16 protein-coding genes are annotated in these 15,656 nt (G+C 70.0%); 10 read left to right on the forward strand and 6 right to left on the reverse strand.

Annotation, left to right across the window (positions count from 1 at the left end):
• Positions 1 to 14 precede the first annotated feature (14 nt).
• From KNN16_RS01370 to KNN16_RS01415, 10 genes are all read left to right on the forward strand, one after another.
• Positions 15 to 284 (forward strand): hypothetical protein, encoded by a 270-nt coding sequence (locus KNN16_RS01370; protein ID WP_299284622.1) that lies wholly within the window; start codon positions 15 to 17, stop codon positions 282 to 284.
• Between the two features lie 12 nt (positions 285 to 296).
• A complete protein-coding gene (locus tag KNN16_RS01375; protein ID WP_303898202.1) occupies positions 297 to 893 on the forward strand; it encodes a zinc ribbon domain-containing protein in 597 nt (198 codons plus the stop codon).
• Between the two features lie 21 nt (positions 894 to 914).
• On the forward strand, positions 915 to 1,196 hold the full coding sequence (locus KNN16_RS01380; protein ID WP_303898203.1) for a hypothetical protein: 282 nt from the start codon (positions 915 to 917) through the stop codon (positions 1,194 to 1,196).
• 26 nt (positions 1,197 to 1,222) lie between these two features.
• Entirely contained in the window at positions 1,223 to 1,708 is a 486-nt protein-coding gene (locus tag KNN16_RS01385; RefSeq protein ID WP_303898205.1) for a zinc ribbon domain-containing protein, read from the forward strand.
• Positions 1,709 to 1,978: 270 nt separating this feature from the next.
• Complete coding sequence (locus tag KNN16_RS01390) at positions 1,979 to 3,025, forward strand: hypothetical protein (RefSeq protein WP_303898207.1); 1,047 nt, start codon at positions 1,979 to 1,981, stop codon at positions 3,023 to 3,025.
• Between the two features lie 35 nt (positions 3,026 to 3,060).
• A complete protein-coding gene (locus KNN16_RS01395) occupies positions 3,061 to 4,299 on the forward strand; it encodes a WD40 repeat domain-containing protein (protein WP_303898209.1) in 1,239 nt (412 codons plus the stop codon).
• A 15-nt stretch (positions 4,300 to 4,314) separates the two neighbouring features.
• Positions 4,315 to 6,183 (forward strand): hypothetical protein, encoded by a 1,869-nt coding sequence (locus tag KNN16_RS01400; protein WP_303898211.1) that lies wholly within the window; start codon positions 4,315 to 4,317, stop codon positions 6,181 to 6,183.
• A gap of 94 nt (positions 6,184 to 6,277) precedes the next feature.
• On the forward strand, positions 6,278 to 6,481 hold the full coding sequence (locus tag KNN16_RS01405) for a hypothetical protein (RefSeq protein ID WP_303898213.1): 204 nt from the start codon (positions 6,278 to 6,280) through the stop codon (positions 6,479 to 6,481).
• A 232-nt stretch (positions 6,482 to 6,713) separates the two neighbouring features.
• Positions 6,714 to 6,929 (forward strand): type II toxin-antitoxin system HicB family antitoxin, encoded by a 216-nt coding sequence (locus KNN16_RS01410; protein WP_303898215.1) that lies wholly within the window; start codon positions 6,714 to 6,716, stop codon positions 6,927 to 6,929.
• Positions 6,926 to 7,153 (forward strand): type II toxin-antitoxin system HicA family toxin, encoded by a 228-nt coding sequence (locus tag KNN16_RS01415; protein WP_303898217.1) that lies wholly within the window; start codon positions 6,926 to 6,928, stop codon positions 7,151 to 7,153. Before KNN16_RS01410 ends, KNN16_RS01415 begins: the two co-directional genes overlap by 4 nt.
• 126 nt (positions 7,154 to 7,279) lie before the next feature.
• On the opposite strand, the gene KNN16_RS01420 is transcribed toward KNN16_RS01415, so the two are convergent.
• From KNN16_RS01420 to aroQ, 6 genes are all read right to left on the reverse strand, one after another.
• Complete coding sequence (locus tag KNN16_RS01420; protein ID WP_303898220.1) at positions 7,280 to 8,308, reverse strand: PrsW family intramembrane metalloprotease; 1,029 nt, start codon at positions 8,306 to 8,308, stop codon at positions 7,280 to 7,282.
• A gap of 33 nt (positions 8,309 to 8,341) precedes the next feature.
• Positions 8,342 to 9,316, reverse strand: a complete 975-nt coding sequence (locus KNN16_RS01425; protein ID WP_303898223.1) for a PrsW family glutamic-type intramembrane protease — start codon at positions 9,314 to 9,316, stop codon at positions 8,342 to 8,344.
• Positions 9,317 to 9,470: 154 nt separating this feature from the next.
• Positions 9,471 to 10,316, reverse strand: coding sequence for a hypothetical protein (locus KNN16_RS01430; RefSeq protein WP_303898226.1), 846 nt, complete (start codon positions 10,314 to 10,316; stop codon positions 9,471 to 9,473).
• Between the two features lie 108 nt (positions 10,317 to 10,424).
• A complete protein-coding gene (locus KNN16_RS01435; RefSeq protein ID WP_303898229.1) occupies positions 10,425 to 13,565 on the reverse strand; it encodes a BTAD domain-containing putative transcriptional regulator in 3,141 nt (1,046 codons plus the stop codon).
• Between the two features lie 165 nt (positions 13,566 to 13,730).
• On the reverse strand, positions 13,731 to 14,771 hold the full coding sequence (locus tag KNN16_RS01440) for a C45 family peptidase (RefSeq protein WP_299288866.1): 1,041 nt from the start codon (positions 14,769 to 14,771) through the stop codon (positions 13,731 to 13,733).
• 17 nt (positions 14,772 to 14,788) lie between these two features.
• Positions 14,789 to 15,244 carry a type II 3-dehydroquinate dehydratase gene (gene aroQ / locus KNN16_RS01445; protein WP_299288869.1) on the reverse strand — a complete coding sequence of 152 codons (456 nt, stop codon included), beginning with the start codon at positions 15,242 to 15,244 and terminating at the stop codon, positions 14,789 to 14,791.
• Positions 15,245 to 15,656 lie beyond the last annotated feature (412 nt).

Genomic DNA, 15,656 nt, shown 5'->3' on the forward strand with positions numbered 1-15,656 from the left:
GGAAGGAGGCGCCCATGGGACGGATCAGCTGGTTCAGCGAGGAGGGGGATGACCTCTTCTTCCAGCGGTATGTCGATCGGATGGAGTCCTGGCAGCAGGCCATCGCCGACGGCCGCATCGACCCGGAGGAGGTGCGGGCCCAGGCGGAGCGGGTGGCGGCCCTGCTGCGGGAGATCGAACCCCAGCTCAGCGACGCCCTCCATGAGCAGGTCACCCAGCTGCTGCTGGAGCTGGCGGTTCTGAATGCGATGCAAACGACCCTTTTCCTGCAGACCCCGGCCTGAGGAGGTGAGGCCATGCCCGATCAGCGCGTGTTCCACGCTCCGAACCTGGATATGGGCCGGCTGGTGCAGAGCCTGGCCGACTGGTATCGGGCCCAGAAGTTCGAAGTGCAGGTGCTGGATCTCCCCCAGGGTGGGGTGGTGATCCAGGCCCGCCAGGACGAGACATGGCGGAACCTGCTGGGGGTCTCCTCGGCCCTCAACGTGGCCCTTCGCCGGCAGGGCGACAGCCTGCAGGTGGAGATCGGGGCCGGCAAGTGGGTGGACAAGGCGGTGGCGGCGGGGGCGGGGCTCTTCCTCCTCTGGCCGCTGCTGTTCACGGCCGCCTACGGGGCCTGGCAGCAGAGCAAGCTGCCCCAGCGGACCTTCGAGTTCATCCAGTATTTCATCGCCACGGGGGCGGCCCTGCCGGTGGACACGGCGGCCTGGGTGGCCGGCCGCTATCAGGAGGCCCAGCGGTATGTGAGCGCTGTCCAGGCCACGACGGCCCCGGCCGCCTCCGGCGGGGAGGCCGCGCCCGGCGGGGCGTATCGCTTCTGCCCCCAGTGCGGAGCGGAGCTCCCGGCCGGCGCCCGCTTCTGCCCCGCCTGCGGCGCCAAGCTGGGCGCATAGACACCGGAAAGGAGGGATCCAGTGCGAGCCGGACGCCTTCGATGGTCGGAAGCCATGGTTTGGAAGGAGCGCGCCCTTGGGGCCTGGCTGTTCTCGGATGTCCAAGGGCTGCAGACCCTGGAGTGGGTGGCCCTGGCCGTTGTCATCCTGGCCCTGCTGGGCGCGGTGGCCGCCTATCTCCGCAGCCACCCCGATGTCGTGGGCGGGGCGGTCGCCGAGGCCATCCGCTCGTTCTTCGCCCGCCTGACCGAGACCTTCGGCCCCATCCTCTCGCCGTTTTTCCCCTTCCCCCCTCAAGCGTGAGGGGAGGGGAAAGCGAGGAGGGGACGATGCTCCGGGCGGTTCGGGGAGGGTTGCTGATCGTCGGGCTGGGGGCCCTCGCGCTCTTCCTCGTCCTCCCCGGAGGGGGGAAGGGCGCCCTGGGCCTCCTGGGGCTGCTGGCCCTCTCCCTGGCGCTGAACCTGTGGCTCTTGCCGTGGGCCCTGCGGCGGACCCTGGGGGGATGGCGGCCGCGGCTGCCCCGGCCCGTCCCGCCGCCGGGCCTGGGGACGACCATCGAGGAGCGGGTGGGGGAAACGGCTCGGGCCCTCGTCCGGGCCCTGGAGGGGCCGCCCCCCACCCTTTCCCCGGAGGCCCCGGTGGCCTTCCGGTGCCCGACCTGCGGCCGGCGGCTGGCGCGAGGGGACGCCCGATGCGCGGGCTGCGGCCAGCCCGCCCGGTTCCGGTGTCCTTATTGCGCCCGGGAGGTGGATCCCGAATGGCGGCGCTGCCCCGCCTGCGGGGCCGCCCTCCCCGCCGCCTATGAGGGGCGATGATCCGCGGCATCCGATCGCCGGATTTCGGGCCCAGGGGCCGCGCCTCGGGGGTAGGAGCCCCCTGCGCCGGGTGAAGACCGGTTCGGGGCGAAAGCAAGCCGAAATTCATTTCGGCATCCTTCTCTGTAGGAGCGGCTTCAGCCGCGACCCATTGCGATCTCCAAGGCGGAGGATTCGGGATTGTGGGGGCGGCTTCATCCCTGGTCTTTGGGATCTTGAAGGCGGAAGGTTCGGGGCGAAAGCCCCTCCTGCGCCGGTAAGAGGTCGGCGATGCGACGGGGAGCCCCTTGGATCGCGATCGGATCCGTGCTGATCCTCCTCAGTCTGGGGGCCGTCGGCCTGGGGGGATGGCTCGCCGTTCGCGCCGGGCGGGCGGGGGATCCGGAGATGGCGCTCATCTGGGGGTGCGGAGGAGGGCTGACGGCCCTCTCCCTGCTGTTCCTGGGGGCCGGGTTCGCATCGGAGGGGCTCACCCGCATGGCCGCCACGGTGCATGTCGACGTCGAGCCCCGCGCGGCCCGCCTGGGGGAGACCCTCGCGGTTCGGATCGCCGTGGAGGCCCATCGCCCCCTGATCGCCGGCCCCATCCGCCTCCGGCTGATGACGAAGGAGTTCATGACCTTCTGGGTGTGGGACTGGTTCCGTAAAACCCGCCGGCGGAAGGAGGAGCGGGAGCAGACGCGCGTGGTCCAGGAGATCCAGATCGCCGACCGCGTCGAGCTCCTCCCCGGGCTCCCCCAGCGCTACATGGCCGCCCTCGTTGTCCCGATCGATGGGATGGCCTCGTTCCGGCGGGAGGAGCGAGGCCGCCTCGGCGCCGACGTCCACGCCTTCGAATGGTGGGTGGAGCTGGAGGTCGGGCTGCAGGGGTGGCCCGACGCGTATGAGAAGATCCCGCTCTCCGTCCGGCCCGTTCGGGTATCGCCGGCTCTGGAGGCCCCGGCGGCGGAGCCTGTTTCGGACCTCCCGTCCTCCGACCCTCTGCGGGTCGCTCTGGCCGCATGGTCTTTCCCGGTGGGCTCCGCCCTGCGGGGATGGGTCCGCTGGGAGGGCGAGGCGCGGCAGCGGGTGCGGGTGGAGGCCGGCTACCGGATCCTCGCCGAGGGGCGGACCTGGACGACCCTCATCGGCCGCGCCGTTTATGAGCTCGAGCCCGGCCAGGAGGAAGCGTTCGCCTTTGAGATCCCTTCCGATGGCCCGATCACCCGCTCCGGCGACCTCTATGACATCCGCTGGTTCGTCCGGGGGATCGCGGATCGTCCCCTCGCCCGGGATCTTCCAGCCGAGGTGGCCGCGCGGGTGGTCCCTCAGGGGTGAGCCGCAAAGAACCCTTAAGCAAGGAGGCGAACCGGATGCGCTCGCGAACGGTTCTCATCGGCGGCCTGGCGCTGGCCTTCGTCGCGCTGTGCGCTTGCGCCGTCCTGGGCGGCGGATTCCTGGCTTACCGGTTCCTGCCGCGCCTGCTCTCGCCTACTCCCGCTTCGGAGATCCGGACGCCCACGGCGCGCCCGCCGGTCTCCCCCACTTCCCTTCCGAGGCCAACGGCCACGGCCGCGCCGCCCTCCCCGCCGACGCCGGGCCCAACCCTCTCCCCGACGGCCGGGGAGGCCCCCGCCCTGCCGCTCCGGATGGCCATCCCGGTAGAGGGGGTCGTCGCCATCGCCCCGGCCCCCGATGGACGCCTATCGCTGTTCACGGCGAACGGCCAGACCGGGCTTCTGGATCCCCGGACCGGGGAGATCGCGGAGGGGCTCCCCACCCCGTCGAGGGTGGAAGAGCTGGTCTTCTCCCCGGACGGCCGGGCCTTCGCCCTGCGGACCGGGTCGGAGATCCGCGTGTGGGATGTGCCGGGGGCGCGAACCCGTTTCACGTTGCCGATCCAGGAAGAGGTGCGCCGCATCGCCTTCTCCCCCCAGGGAAGCTTGTTGCTGGTCGGAGGCGAGCGCACCCTGAGCGGTTATTACGTGGAGACGGGACGGCGGGCTTTCGCCTTTGATCTCTACGGGCCTGCGGATCAGTTCGTCATGACGCCCGACGAGCGGCTGATCTTCCAGATGACCGATCGGGCCTCTGATCTCGAGGTGTGGGACGCTTACACCGGGGAGTGGTGGGACTCCATCGAGTTCGAGCCCCTCACGGCCATCGCCCTCTCCCCCGACGGGCGCCTCCTAACGGCGGCGGAGAACGAGATGCGGCCCATTGAGGGCGAGGGCTATGAAGGTCCCTTCCCGACCCGCGTCGCCCTGTGGCGGGTCTCCATCGATCCGGACCGGCGAGAGGTGCGTCTGGACCTGCAGGAGGAGCTGGAGCTGCAGCCGGAGATGGAGGGGAAGTTCCCGTTGCCCTTGAAGGCGCTGCAGTTCACCCCCGATGGCCGGCGGATCGTCGGGCTGGCGGACTGGGTGGGGGAAGGGAACATGAACGGCCGGCTCTACGTCTGGGACGCCGCGAGCGGGCGGATGATCGGACGGGCGGTCCTCCCGCCGCGCCCCTTGCGGATGGCCTTAATGGAGGAGGGGCGGTCGGTGGCCGTCCTCATCGGCTATATGACGGGCGTCGAGGTTCGCATCTACGAGATCCCGGGACGTTGATGCGAGGGAGGCGAGATGCGGTCCGCGTGGATGGAGCTGCGCCGGACGGCGGCGGACGCTCTCCACACGTTCATCCTGGCCCCCCAGCGGAGCGGCGTCGGCCTGCTAACGGATCTCCTCCGCATGGGGCCGCGAGGGTGGGCCTGGCTTCTGTTGCTGTTCGCCACCCTGGGGACGGCCTTCGTTTTCACTCTCCCGGGGGTGGGCCCGCAGGTCCGGGACGGGCTCGCCCATCCGGCGGGGATCGGGCTGCTCACGCTGTGGATCGCCTTTCTCTGGACTCTGCTGACGGCGACGGCGGGGGATCTGCCGGCGGCCTTCCGGCTGCCGGTCGCGGTCTATGGCCTGTTCTACTTCGGCCTGCCGCTGTTGGCCGGGGCCTCGCCGCTGGTGCTGGCGCCGACGCTGGCCCTTCTCCTGTTCGAGCGGACCCATCCCCGCTCCGCCCTCGCGGGCTGGCCCGGGCGGATCCTGTGGGCGCTGGCCCTGGCCCAGTTCCCGCCCCATCCGATCCATCCCTTCTTGCTCAGCCTGGGGCTCAAGGCGCTGCTGGGGATCGGGCTGATGAGCCTTCCCTTCTGGCCCTCGGTGCGGATCTCCCGGATGGCGCGGGGGGGCCTGCTGGCCCTGGGCCTGACGATCCCCTATCTGGTCGCCTGGGGGAGCGGGCCGGCGGCCCTCGGCGAGGGGATCCGGCAGATGCTCGCCGGGGCGTGGGGCCTGAGCGTCCCGGTCTGGCTCTGGCTGGGGGCCAATCTGGTGGAGGAGGGGGGACGCCTGGGCCACTTCTGGAGCCGCCGGATGGAGCTCCTGCGCGCCCGCCCCCATCTCTTCGGGGCGCTCCCCTTCCTGACCCTGGCGCTGGGCGCGCTGGCCCTGCCGGCCTTCTGGCCCGAGCTGGGGATGCAGGGGTTGGCGCGCCCGGGACTGTGGGCTCCCTTCGCGCTGTATCAAGGGATCTGGCATGCCCTTCGGGGCTGGCCTCCGGACGCCTATCTGGCGGGCCGGACGGCCGTCGGGGTCCTGTTCGTCCTGGGGGTGGCCGGCCTCGGGATGCGGCGGCGGATGGCGGCGGGGGCCTTCGCCCAGCGGTATGTCGCCCTCCTCATCGGCACGGTGGCCTTCCTGTTCGCCTTCTACCAGGCGTTCTTCGAGATCGTGGACCTGGAGCTGCCCCAGCAGTGGTGGCCGCTGCTTCTGATGATGGTGGCCTGGACGTGGGAGCCGTTGAAGGGTCTGCAGGAGCTGCGGGAGGAAGCGGAGGATCTGCTGGAGTGGATCATCGCGGCCGGGCTGTTGTTGCTCACTGCCGTCATGGCCCGGCAGCTCGAGGATCCGGAGGGGCTGGTTCGGAACACCGCCCTGTGGCCGTTGCTGGGTGCCATGGCCTGGGGCTTCCCCTACCTGCTGTTCACCGCCCTGCAGGCCGCCCGGGGCGTGGAAGGGGAAGGGACGGTCTCCCCGGTCCGCCCCTTCCTGTTGGGCTATGGCCTGATGCTCCCGCTGGCCTCGCTGCTCCCCCTGGAGGACCGCTTTCTGCCGCCGCTGGCCTTCTTGCTGGGGAGCCTGCTGCTCCCGCCGCCGGAGGGCTCGCGGACCGATCGATGGATGCACGGGGCGTGGATCGGGTTGGGGGCGGTGGCCTTTCAGGTGGCGCCCTGGATCCTGCCCCTGCCGGTCCTTCCGCTGGCGGGGGAGTGGCTGGAGCGCCTCTACCGCCGGACCCCCCTGGAGTTCCTGAGCGCGGTCTATTTCATCCGGGCGGCGGGAGCGCTGCTCGCGGCCCTTCCCCTGGCGATCCGAACGGGCTTCGGATGGCGCGGGCGGATCGGCGGGCTCCTCGGCGCGCTGCTGTGGGGGCTCTGGTCCGCCGGCATGCCCTGAGGCCGCATCCTCCGGTTCACAGCCTGTTCCCAGGGGCGGGGGAAGATCAGGTGCGAGGGGCTGGGAGATCCGGATCTCACGCCGGGAGGCTTCGATGGCTGGGATCGAACCGGTGTCGCATCGGCGGCTCGTGCGCGTCTACGTGGTCCAGGTCTTCCAGGACCCGGATGGGGCGGTCTACGGCCGGGTGACGGAGCCGGCCACCATGCGCCAGTGGGTTTTCCGCAACCTCGCGGATCTGCCGCGGATCCTGGGGCAAGCCGTGGAGGGCCCCTCGGAAGCGCCTCCGGGGAAGTGATCCAGTAGTGGCTCCGCCGCGGAAGGGAGCTCGCCGGTCGGAAGGGGGCCATCGTCCGGGCAGCTCGATGGACGGCGCGCCGCAAGCGCCTCCAGACGATGGCTCCGGATGCGTTCAGGGCCGTGAGCCCTCAAGAACTGCCTCTGGAAAGACTCCCGCTTTGACGAGCATATGTGACCATAATATAATGTCAGCAGATGATGGGCCGCATGCCATGGAGGAGGTATAACGGATGGGCAAGCAAGCGCGAGAATTTTACGTGGTGATCGAACGGGATGAAGACGGATATTATGTGGGGGAGGTTCCCCAACTGCGAGCCTGCTATAGCCAGGGGCGAACGCTGGAGGAGCTGCTGGAAAATATTCGAGAAGTTATCCAGATGTGTCTGGAGGAAGGTGAGGAGCCGAGCGCCGAATTCATCGGTTTGCAGAAGGTGATCATCGAATGAATCGTCTGCCGGCTTTAACTGCCAAAGAGTTGATCCGCGCCCTGGAAAAGGCTGGTTTCCAAGTGATCCGGCAGCGTGGAAGTCATGTCAGACTGAGACACCCCGATGGACGGGTTGTCACGGTCCCTGTTCATGCAGGTCAGACAATTGGAAGAGGGCTTTTGAAAAAGATTTTGCGCGATGCAAGAATGTCTGTAGAAGATCTTCTAAAATTGATTGGATAAAGAAAGAGGCTTTTAATAGGACTTTGGTTGGTAAGGGCGACCTTCCGTTTCAGCGAGCGAACGGTCGGCTGGCAGGGAAGGCCGCCCTCGGTGTTTATGGGGGCAACAGAAGGAGATGGCCTCTCCTCATCCGGCGCCGGCGGGGCCGACGGCTTGGCGCAGCGCTTCCCGCAGGCGCTGGATCTCCGGCTCCCAGCGGGTCTCCCCCAGGGCGGCCCGCTGATGTTTGCGGAAGGCCAGCTCCGTCGCCAGGGCGTAGATCCATCCCAGCCGCCGGAAGGTGGTCACATCCCCGCGCAGCAGCGCCCCCCATCGCGCGCCGATGCGACCCAGGATCGATGTGGCTTGCCGATAGAGGGCCTCCGGCAGCACGCCTGCCTCCACCTCCTCGCGGAGATACTGCCGCAGCCAGCGCTGCTCCCGGGTGAGCCCGTAGAGGGCGATGGCGAAGATCAGCAGCGCCCCTATCCAATCGAAGGGAACCCAGAACAGGCAGACCAGCGGGGACTGAGCGGCTTTGGTCAGGGTGGCCACGGTGTTGTGCAGGGCGTGGAAGGCCATCGCCCCGCCCAGGCCCAGGATGGGAGTGGTCAGGCGGACCAGGGCCGAGGTCGACAGCCGGGCGGCGGCGAACCCCAGGCCGGTGAGGGATGTGAAGGCCGCGTGGTTGAGGCCGAAGACGATGGCCCGGGCGATGAAGTTTTCGAACATCCCCCCCAACCCGCCCGCAGAGGCCGCGCTTAGGAAATAGAGGACGTTCTCGGTGGCGGCGAAGCCGAAGCCCACCAGGGAGCCGTAGAGGAAGCCGTCGTAGAGGCTGTCGATCTCCCGCCGGTAGAGCAGAAAGAGCAAAAAGACGAAAAGCCCTTTGAAGAGCTCCTCCGTGAAGGGCGCGACGAGGATGGAACCCAGGGCGCTCCCTGCGCTCTGCCCCAGCGCGGCCTGGAAGACGGCGAAGGTCGGGATCTGGGCGCACAGGGAAAGCAGGACGGTGGGGACGCTGCCCCACAGGAAGGCGGCGGCGATCAGCCAGAGGGGCTCCTTCTCGAAGCGGTCGAACCACCAGGCGAAGACCGCGTAGAGGACCATCGGCCCGAAGGCCAGCACGGGCGCCAGACACAGGGCGATGAGGGGGAATCCTCCCTGGCTCTCCATGGTTGTCCCTCCGGTCGGGGATGAAGCCGTCGCTTACTCCGCCAGGCGGCGCAGGAGCTCGCGCAGGCGCCGGATCTCCTCCTCCCATCGGGCCTCCCCCAGGGCCGCCTGCTGATGCTTGCGGAAGGCGAGCTCAGCGGCGACCTGGAGCTGTTGCCCACGCCGCCGCCACGTCGTGGCGTCGCCCCGCAGCAGCGGCCCCCAGCGGTAGGTCAGCCAGCCTCCCGGCGAGCGGAGGACTTCATACAGGGCCGCCGGGAGGACGCCGGCGGAGACCTCCTCCCCCAGGTAACGGGCGATCCAGGCCCGCTCCCGGCCCATCCCATAGATCACGATGCCGATCAGCAGCAGGACGCCCAGGGCGTTGATCAGGGCCCGTATGCCAGCCAGCCCCGGGTTCCAGAGGGTGGGCACGATGGCCAGCTCCCGCAGGCTGTGGAAGAGGAAGGCAGCCAGGACGCCCAGGAGGGGCCACGCCGGCCGCGCCGGGCTCCGGCTCAGCCGGCCCGCCGCCAGCCCCAGGCCGATCCACCCCGTGAAGAACGCGTGGGCCAGGCCCAGCGCCAGCGTCCGCCCGAAAGCCCCCTCCAGGCTCCAGCCCCGGGCCGGCGCCCCCACGATGGTGTCCGCAGCAGCGAAGGCGAAGCCGGTCAGGGCTCCGTAGAGGAAGCCGTCGTAGAGGCTGTCGATCTCCCGGGCATACAGGACGAAGAAGCCGGCCAGGAAGAGGGCCTTGATCACCTCCTCCAGAGCCGGCAACAGGAAGGCGTTCCCCCAGGTCCCCGCCCATAGCGGATCGAACAGGGCCGCGCCCCCGGCGAGGACCAGGGGCCGCAGCAGGGTCACCGCCATCTGCGCCAGGCTGCCCCAGAGGGTGGCGGCCCCCATCAGGGTCAGCGGCTCCTTCTCGTAGCGGTCGAACCACCATAGCAGCCCTGCGAACAGGAGGGTGGGGATCAACGCCCCGACCATGGCGATCCCCAGCGCCGCAATCGCGGATGCCGTCATGTTTCACCTCCCGGTCATCTGTTTGGGGAAGGAGCCCGGCCCGCATGTGGGGCAACTGCTCGCAGTTGCCCTACATGTCCTGTAGCCGGAAGGCACTCACCTGCCCAGGAGATCTGGAAGGCCCCGGTCCGAAGAGGGCCGGGCTCCACCGATCTCAGCGCGCTTGGTAGGTGAACACATACAGGTAGGTGTAGTTCCCGGTGTCGACGATGTAGCCCGCGAACTTGAGGGTGCCGTCCTCCCGATACGCCTCAAAGGCCAGGCTGCCGCTGCTGTGGCTGTAGTAGCCGGGCTCGTTCACGATGCCGTCCTGATCGAAATCCGTGTCGATCAGCGCATACTGGAACGGCGTGTTGATCGGCTGGGCGCCCTGGGGAGTGACCAGAAGCCCCTGGAACCCCTGCACGTTGGGGAAGAAAGGACACGGGAAAAGGGTATAGCCCGGCTGGTCCACCAGAGAGCAATCCCGGTTGACCCGCAGGCCGCCGAAGGGGAACTGCACCTGGATGCTCCCATCCCCCAGCGCTTGCACCTGGATCGCAGACCCCGTTCCGGAGGTGAGGGGTCGGCACTGGTTGGCGTTCACATCACAGGTATAGCCGCCGGTCTGGACCAGCGTGAAGCCGCCTCCTCCTGCTCCTCCGGCTGGGCCGCCTCCGGTGGGTCCGCCTCCCGAAGGCATCCCGGTGGTCCCGCCAGGCTGGGGCATGGTCTGACCGCCGGGCGCGCCGGCTGGGCCGCCTCCGGCGGGTCCGCCTTCTGAAGGCATCCCGGTGGTCCCGCCAGGCTGGGGCGCCGTCTGACCGCCGGGCACGCCGGTCGGTCGGACGGCCGGGGTGGCTGGCCGAACGGGTTGCGGGCCCTGTCCGCGGCTCAGCGCGACGACGCCCAGCGCGCACACGCCCAGGCCGACGAGGGCCAGCCCGAGCAGCAGCAGCCCGGCGCATCCCCCGCCCACCACCAACGGAAGCCGGCTTCCGGATGATCCCATGTTCGACATCGCACCCTCCTCTCGGAAAGTCGGTGGGGTCCCTTCTTGCTCGAAGCAAAGAGTAGGCGGGGGTTGTGAACAACCTGTGAACAGGGAGCCGGGAAGGCGGACCGGGGCTTAAATCGGCTCGCCCCGACGGAGGCGTTCGGCCAGCCAGCGGGTGAGGGGGGCGGGAGGGACCTGGAGCTCCCGACGGAGGGTTTCCACCGCCTCCTCGTAAACGCGCAGGGCGCGGGCCCGTTGCCCCAGGCGGGACCAGGCCCGCATCAGGACCTGGTAGCCTTCCTCCAGCCAGGGGGCCTCCTCGATGGCGCGCTCCGCCCAGCGGATGGCCTCCACGGGCTCCTGGAGGACCAGTGCGTCCTCCGCCAGGGCCTGGGCGGCTTCGGTGCGCAGCGATCGCCAGCGTTCCTGGTGGGGGATCAGCCAGGCGTCATACGGCACCCCGGGCAGCAACAGGGGCCATTCCTCCAGGCGCGCCGCCAGCGCCGCCCAGGTCCCCCGATTCATCGGGCGCGCCGCCAGCGCCCGGCGGATCTCCGTTTCCATCTGCTCCACATCCACTTTCACCACATCCTGCGGATCGAAACGCAGGCTCTCCCCTGCGCTGGCGAAGTAGCGGAAGGGGCCCTTGGGGCGCACCGCCGGCTCCAGGACCTGATGCAGCCAGGAGAAGAGCCGACGGAAGATCTCCTCCGCCTCCTCGGGATCCCGCTTGGGCCACAGGTCCTCCAGGATGCGCTCCCGGGTGAGCCACTGACGTCGATGGAGGGCGAAGTATTGCAGGAGGCGGGCGACAGCCGGCCGGGGCCAGGCGGAGTCCGGGAGGAGCTGCCCGCCGCGCCGGACCTCGAAGCGGCCCAGAAGCCGGATCTCCAGGGGAGGCGGGGGGAGGGATTCCAGGGCCTCCAGGGCGGCGGCTATAGCCTGACGGACCTGGGCGTGGCGCTCCCGGCGGAGGGCATCCTGCAGGAGCGGCATGGCGGCTTCCTCTCCGGCGGCGGCCAGGGCCTGGGCCGCAGCGTGACGAACCCCCTCGCGGGGATGCCGGAGCAAGGCCCCGAGCTCGGAGAGAGGCCGCAGGCGTCCCAGCGCTCGGATGGCCTCCGCCTCGTGGATCCCCTCCTGCAGGCAGAGCAGCCAGAGGGCGGTCCCCAGCTCCGGGTCCCGGGCGGAGAGCCAGTCCTCCCGTCGGATCTGACGAAGGGCGGCGTGGAGGTGGCGGCGCCAGCGGGGATCCCCGGCGGCGTAAGCCTGGAGAGCCCGCAGGGCCCGCAACCGGGGGAAAGCGGCGCCGGCCCGGGCGGCGATCAAAGCTCCCACGGCCGGGTGGGATTCCGCCTGCCCCAGCGCCCAGGCGGCCAGATCCCGCTCCAGGGCCACCAGGCCTCGGACGAGGGGGGCCCCTTCCAGGCGCGGCAGGGCCTGCTCCGCGATCCGGAGGGCTTCCTCCGGGCGGCCCTGCCGGCGGGCCTGCCAGGCCTGGGCCTGGGCGAGGGCTCCCATCCGCTCGGGATGCCCATGGGCCAGATCCCCGGCCCGGGCGAGGGCCTGAGCGGCGGCGTCCCATCGTTTCTGGCCGATGGCGCCCATCGCCCGGCACCACCAGAACCAGAAATCGTTGCTGGCCTGTCCTTCCTCCACCTCGTGGGCCAGGGCCTCGATCTCCCGAAGGATTCCTTCCAGCTCGGCCCAGGCTCCGGTCTCCACCGCGAGCAGCGCCCAGCCCATCTGATGGGTGATCCGCTGGGCGGGCCGCTCCGTGTAATAGGGAGCGTTGGCGGAAAGCAGTGCCCGCGCCGCCTCAAAGCGCCCGGCAGGGATCTCCACGCCCACCGCCTGATTGTGGCGGAGGAACGCCGGGTAGTGGGGATCTCCCAGCGCCTCCGCCAGGGCCATCGCCTCCTGATAGAGGCGCCGGGCTTCGCTCAGACGGCCCAGGCCGGTGCAGGCGTCCGCGGCGGTTTTGAGCAGCCGCATGCGCAGGGCCGGGGAGCGCGCCTGCCCCAGCCCCTGCATGCTCCAGGCCAGGCTTTCCCCAAAGCGGCCCTCGATGTAGAGCACGGAGGCCAGCATCAGCGAGGCCTGATCCCGCAACGCCGGATCGCCCCGTTGCTCCGCCCAGGCCAGCACTTCCCGGAGGAGCGCGCGGCCTTCCTCCCAGTAGCCGCCCCGATGGAGCTCCTTGCCCAGGCGGAGCATCAGATCCGGCGCCTCCCGACGCGCGGGCTCCGGGAGGGCCATCACCCAGCGTCGGAACGTCCGCCGCCGCCCCCGATCCCAGATGAAGGCGTCCGGCAGGGCCCGCAGCAGCCGGACTGCTTCGGCGTCCAGCCCGCCGGCCAGGGCGTGCTCGATGGCCATCTCCAGGTCGCCCTGTTTCTCGAACCAGGCGACGGCGCGGGTGAAAAGGGGCGGGAGCGGCTCCGGGATGTGCCGGAGCAGGAACTCCCGGAACAGCTCGTGGTAGCGCCAGCGATCCGGGGATCCGGCGGACTCCAGGAACAGCCGGCGCCGCTGGACCTCCTGCAACAGGCCGGGCAGCTGGGGCAGGAGATCCGAACGGTCCTCCAGGAGGGCGGCGGCCAGGGCTCCGTTGAACCACAGCGGGATCGCGGTGCGGAACAGGAAGGCGCGCAGCGGCTCGGGGAGGGTTCGGATCAACGAGCGGGCCAGCTCCTCGAAAAGCCGATCCCGAGCCTCCGGCCACCGCTCCGGGAGAGGGCGGTCGGCGTCAGGCTGGGCGAGCAGGGCGATGGCCATGGGCCAGCCCCGGGTCCGCCGATGCACCTGGACGGCCGTCCCGGGGTCCACCCCGAGGGCCGCCGCCACCTCGTCGACGGAGAAGGCCAGCTCCGCCTCCGTCAGCCATGTTTGCGGAAACGGGCCTCCGCCCAGCGGCTCCGGGATCCACCGCCCGGCAACCACCCAGCGTTCCGGGGTCCGGGCGATGGCCTCTTGCAACACGCCCAGCGCCTCCGGGCCATCGGCGAGGAGATGGACGTCGTCCAGGAGTCGGATGCGGGCTCCCTGAAGGGACGCGAGGACTTCCCGGAGGCAATCCGGGTCGATGGCGGATGGCATGAGGCCCAGATAGCGGCTGCCGGGGAGATGGAGCTCCAGGGAGCGCAGGAGCGTGCTCTTGCCGTAGCCGGGCGGCGCGGCGATCCACACCGTCCCCTGTTGCAGCCCCTCGTGAACCCGCTGAACGAGATGCGGGCGGATCCGGAAGATCGCGGGAGCTCTGCTCGCTTCCATCCCTGGGCCCCTCCAGGGTCAATGCATTGTCGGAGCGGCTTCCGCCGCGACTTTTGCTTAGGGACCGCGACCTCTGGGTTTCCGCTGCGAACCCGTCCATGATTACTTGGTTATCCGAATTATACCACCGCCCCAGGGCCGCCGGAGGAAACGCGCCCGCGCATTTCAGTTTCCCGAATCGGGCGCGCCTGGATGATCCCATTCAGAGGCGGAGGGCCATGGGAAGGGATGGAAGGGGGTCTGACAGGGGGGGCCGAAGGCGTATTCGATGGCGCGCCCCCTCAGGTCCGCGATCACGGACCAGAGGGTGGAGAACCCGGGGCGGTGCCCGCAGACCGGCGCCTCGTGATCGCTTAAAGCCCTGCGGAGGCGCTCCCGGGGCGGGCCCTCCCCGGTTGCAATGTGCTCCGTTAGCCGTTCCTTCCGCCGCATGGAGAACCGCAGATCCCGGCGGCCTCCATAAGGCTGCATCGCCGGATGCTCGTAGTGGTTCGTCACCGTCAGGATCCCGTCCTCCGGGAGGCGCACCGCCGCGCAGAGCGGATGGATCTCCACGGCGAACCCCTCCTGGGGATCGGCGACCAGGAGGTTCAGGGGGAGCATATGCGGCATCCGCAGCAGGAGCTCCACGGCCTCCCCGGCCGAGCGGCAGCGCTCGAGCAGGATGCGGGGGATCAGATGGAAGGGGATCCCGGGACGGGGAGGCGGCTCGTCGGCCATCACGGCGTGCAGGGAGACGAAGAGGCCGGCCTCGTTGACCCCATCGTAACGGCCGCCGGGGACGCTGCCCATCATCCCCAGGGAGGCCAGGCACCCCTCCGGGCGCAGCCCCACCAGATCCCGCCGGCGCTGGATCGGGCGGAAATCGTAATTGCGCCCTACCCACGCGCCCGCAGGCCCCCACACGGCCCCCGCGGAGCAGGCGAACAGGCGGGCGCGCATGGAGGTGCGACAGACCTGCTGCCAGAGGAGCCGGGGATCCATCCCCTGGGCGGCGGCGTAGCCTTCGTATTCCTCGATCAAGGGGGGATGCCAGCGGGCCACCAGCCGGCGGCAGGCCTCGGCCAGCTCGGGATCCGGAGGCGGCGGCCACCAGGGCGGGCGATGGAAAGGCGGATCCAGGCGGCCCAGCTGCGCGCCGATCTCCCGCGGGGTCCCGGCCAGCATCCGCACCCGGTAAGGCGCCGGGGGGAACCGTTCGGGCATCGCGCTCCTCGCTTGGCTTACGCCCGGCCCTGCGCGGCGCGCTCCTGATGGAGGGCGTATAGCGCTTCCAGGCCCAGCAGGTAGCTGCGCCAGCCGAAGCCCTGGATCACCCCCTTACAGACCGGAGCGATCACCGAGACCCGGCGCCATTCCTCCCGGGCGTAAAGGTTGGAGAGATGGACCTCCACGGCGGGCAGGTTCACGGCGGCCAGGGCGTCCCGCAGGGCGTAGCCGTAGATATGGAGGGCGCCCGGGTTGATCAGGATGGCGTCCGCCCAGCCCCGGGCCTGGTGGATGGCGTCGATGAGGACGCCCTCGTGGTTGGACTGGATGATGCGCAGGGTGACGCCGTGGGCGGCCGCCCACTCCTCCAGCCGGGCGTTGATCTCCTCCAGGGTCATCGTCCCGTAAATGTGGGGCTCCCGCGTCCCCAGCAGGTTGAGGTTGGGCCCATGCAGCACCAGCACGTTCATGGACGAAAGCCTCCTGCGGATCGAAGGATGGCCGGACCGCTCCGGACGGTCGAAGTTGCAGAACCCGTTCGCTCTGCGTTATCGTTATTTTCCGGCGACTGCCTGCCCGGCGGCGGGCTTTCGCGCCGATGGACATCGGCCTTCTTGCGGCGCTTGCGCGCCGGGCGTCGGCTTTCATGCCGATTGAAATCGGCCTTCTCGGGCGCTTCGCGCCGGGCGTCGGCCTTCGCCGACGCAAGGGATGTCTTTTCGGTCGGCGCAGGCCGACCGTTGGCCGAGGGCCTTGGCGCCGATTGAAATCGGCCTCCTGAGGCGCTTGTGTGCCAAGCGTCGGCCTTCGCCGACGCAAGGGATGTTTTTTCGGTCGGCGCAGGCCGACCGTTGGCCGAAGGCCTTGGCGCCGATTGAAATC

Origin of the sequence: Thermoflexus hugenholtzii, assembly GCF_018771565.1 — a bacterium.
Taxonomy (GTDB): Bacteria; Chloroflexota; Anaerolineae; order Thermoflexales; family Thermoflexaceae; genus Thermoflexus; species Thermoflexus hugenholtzii_A.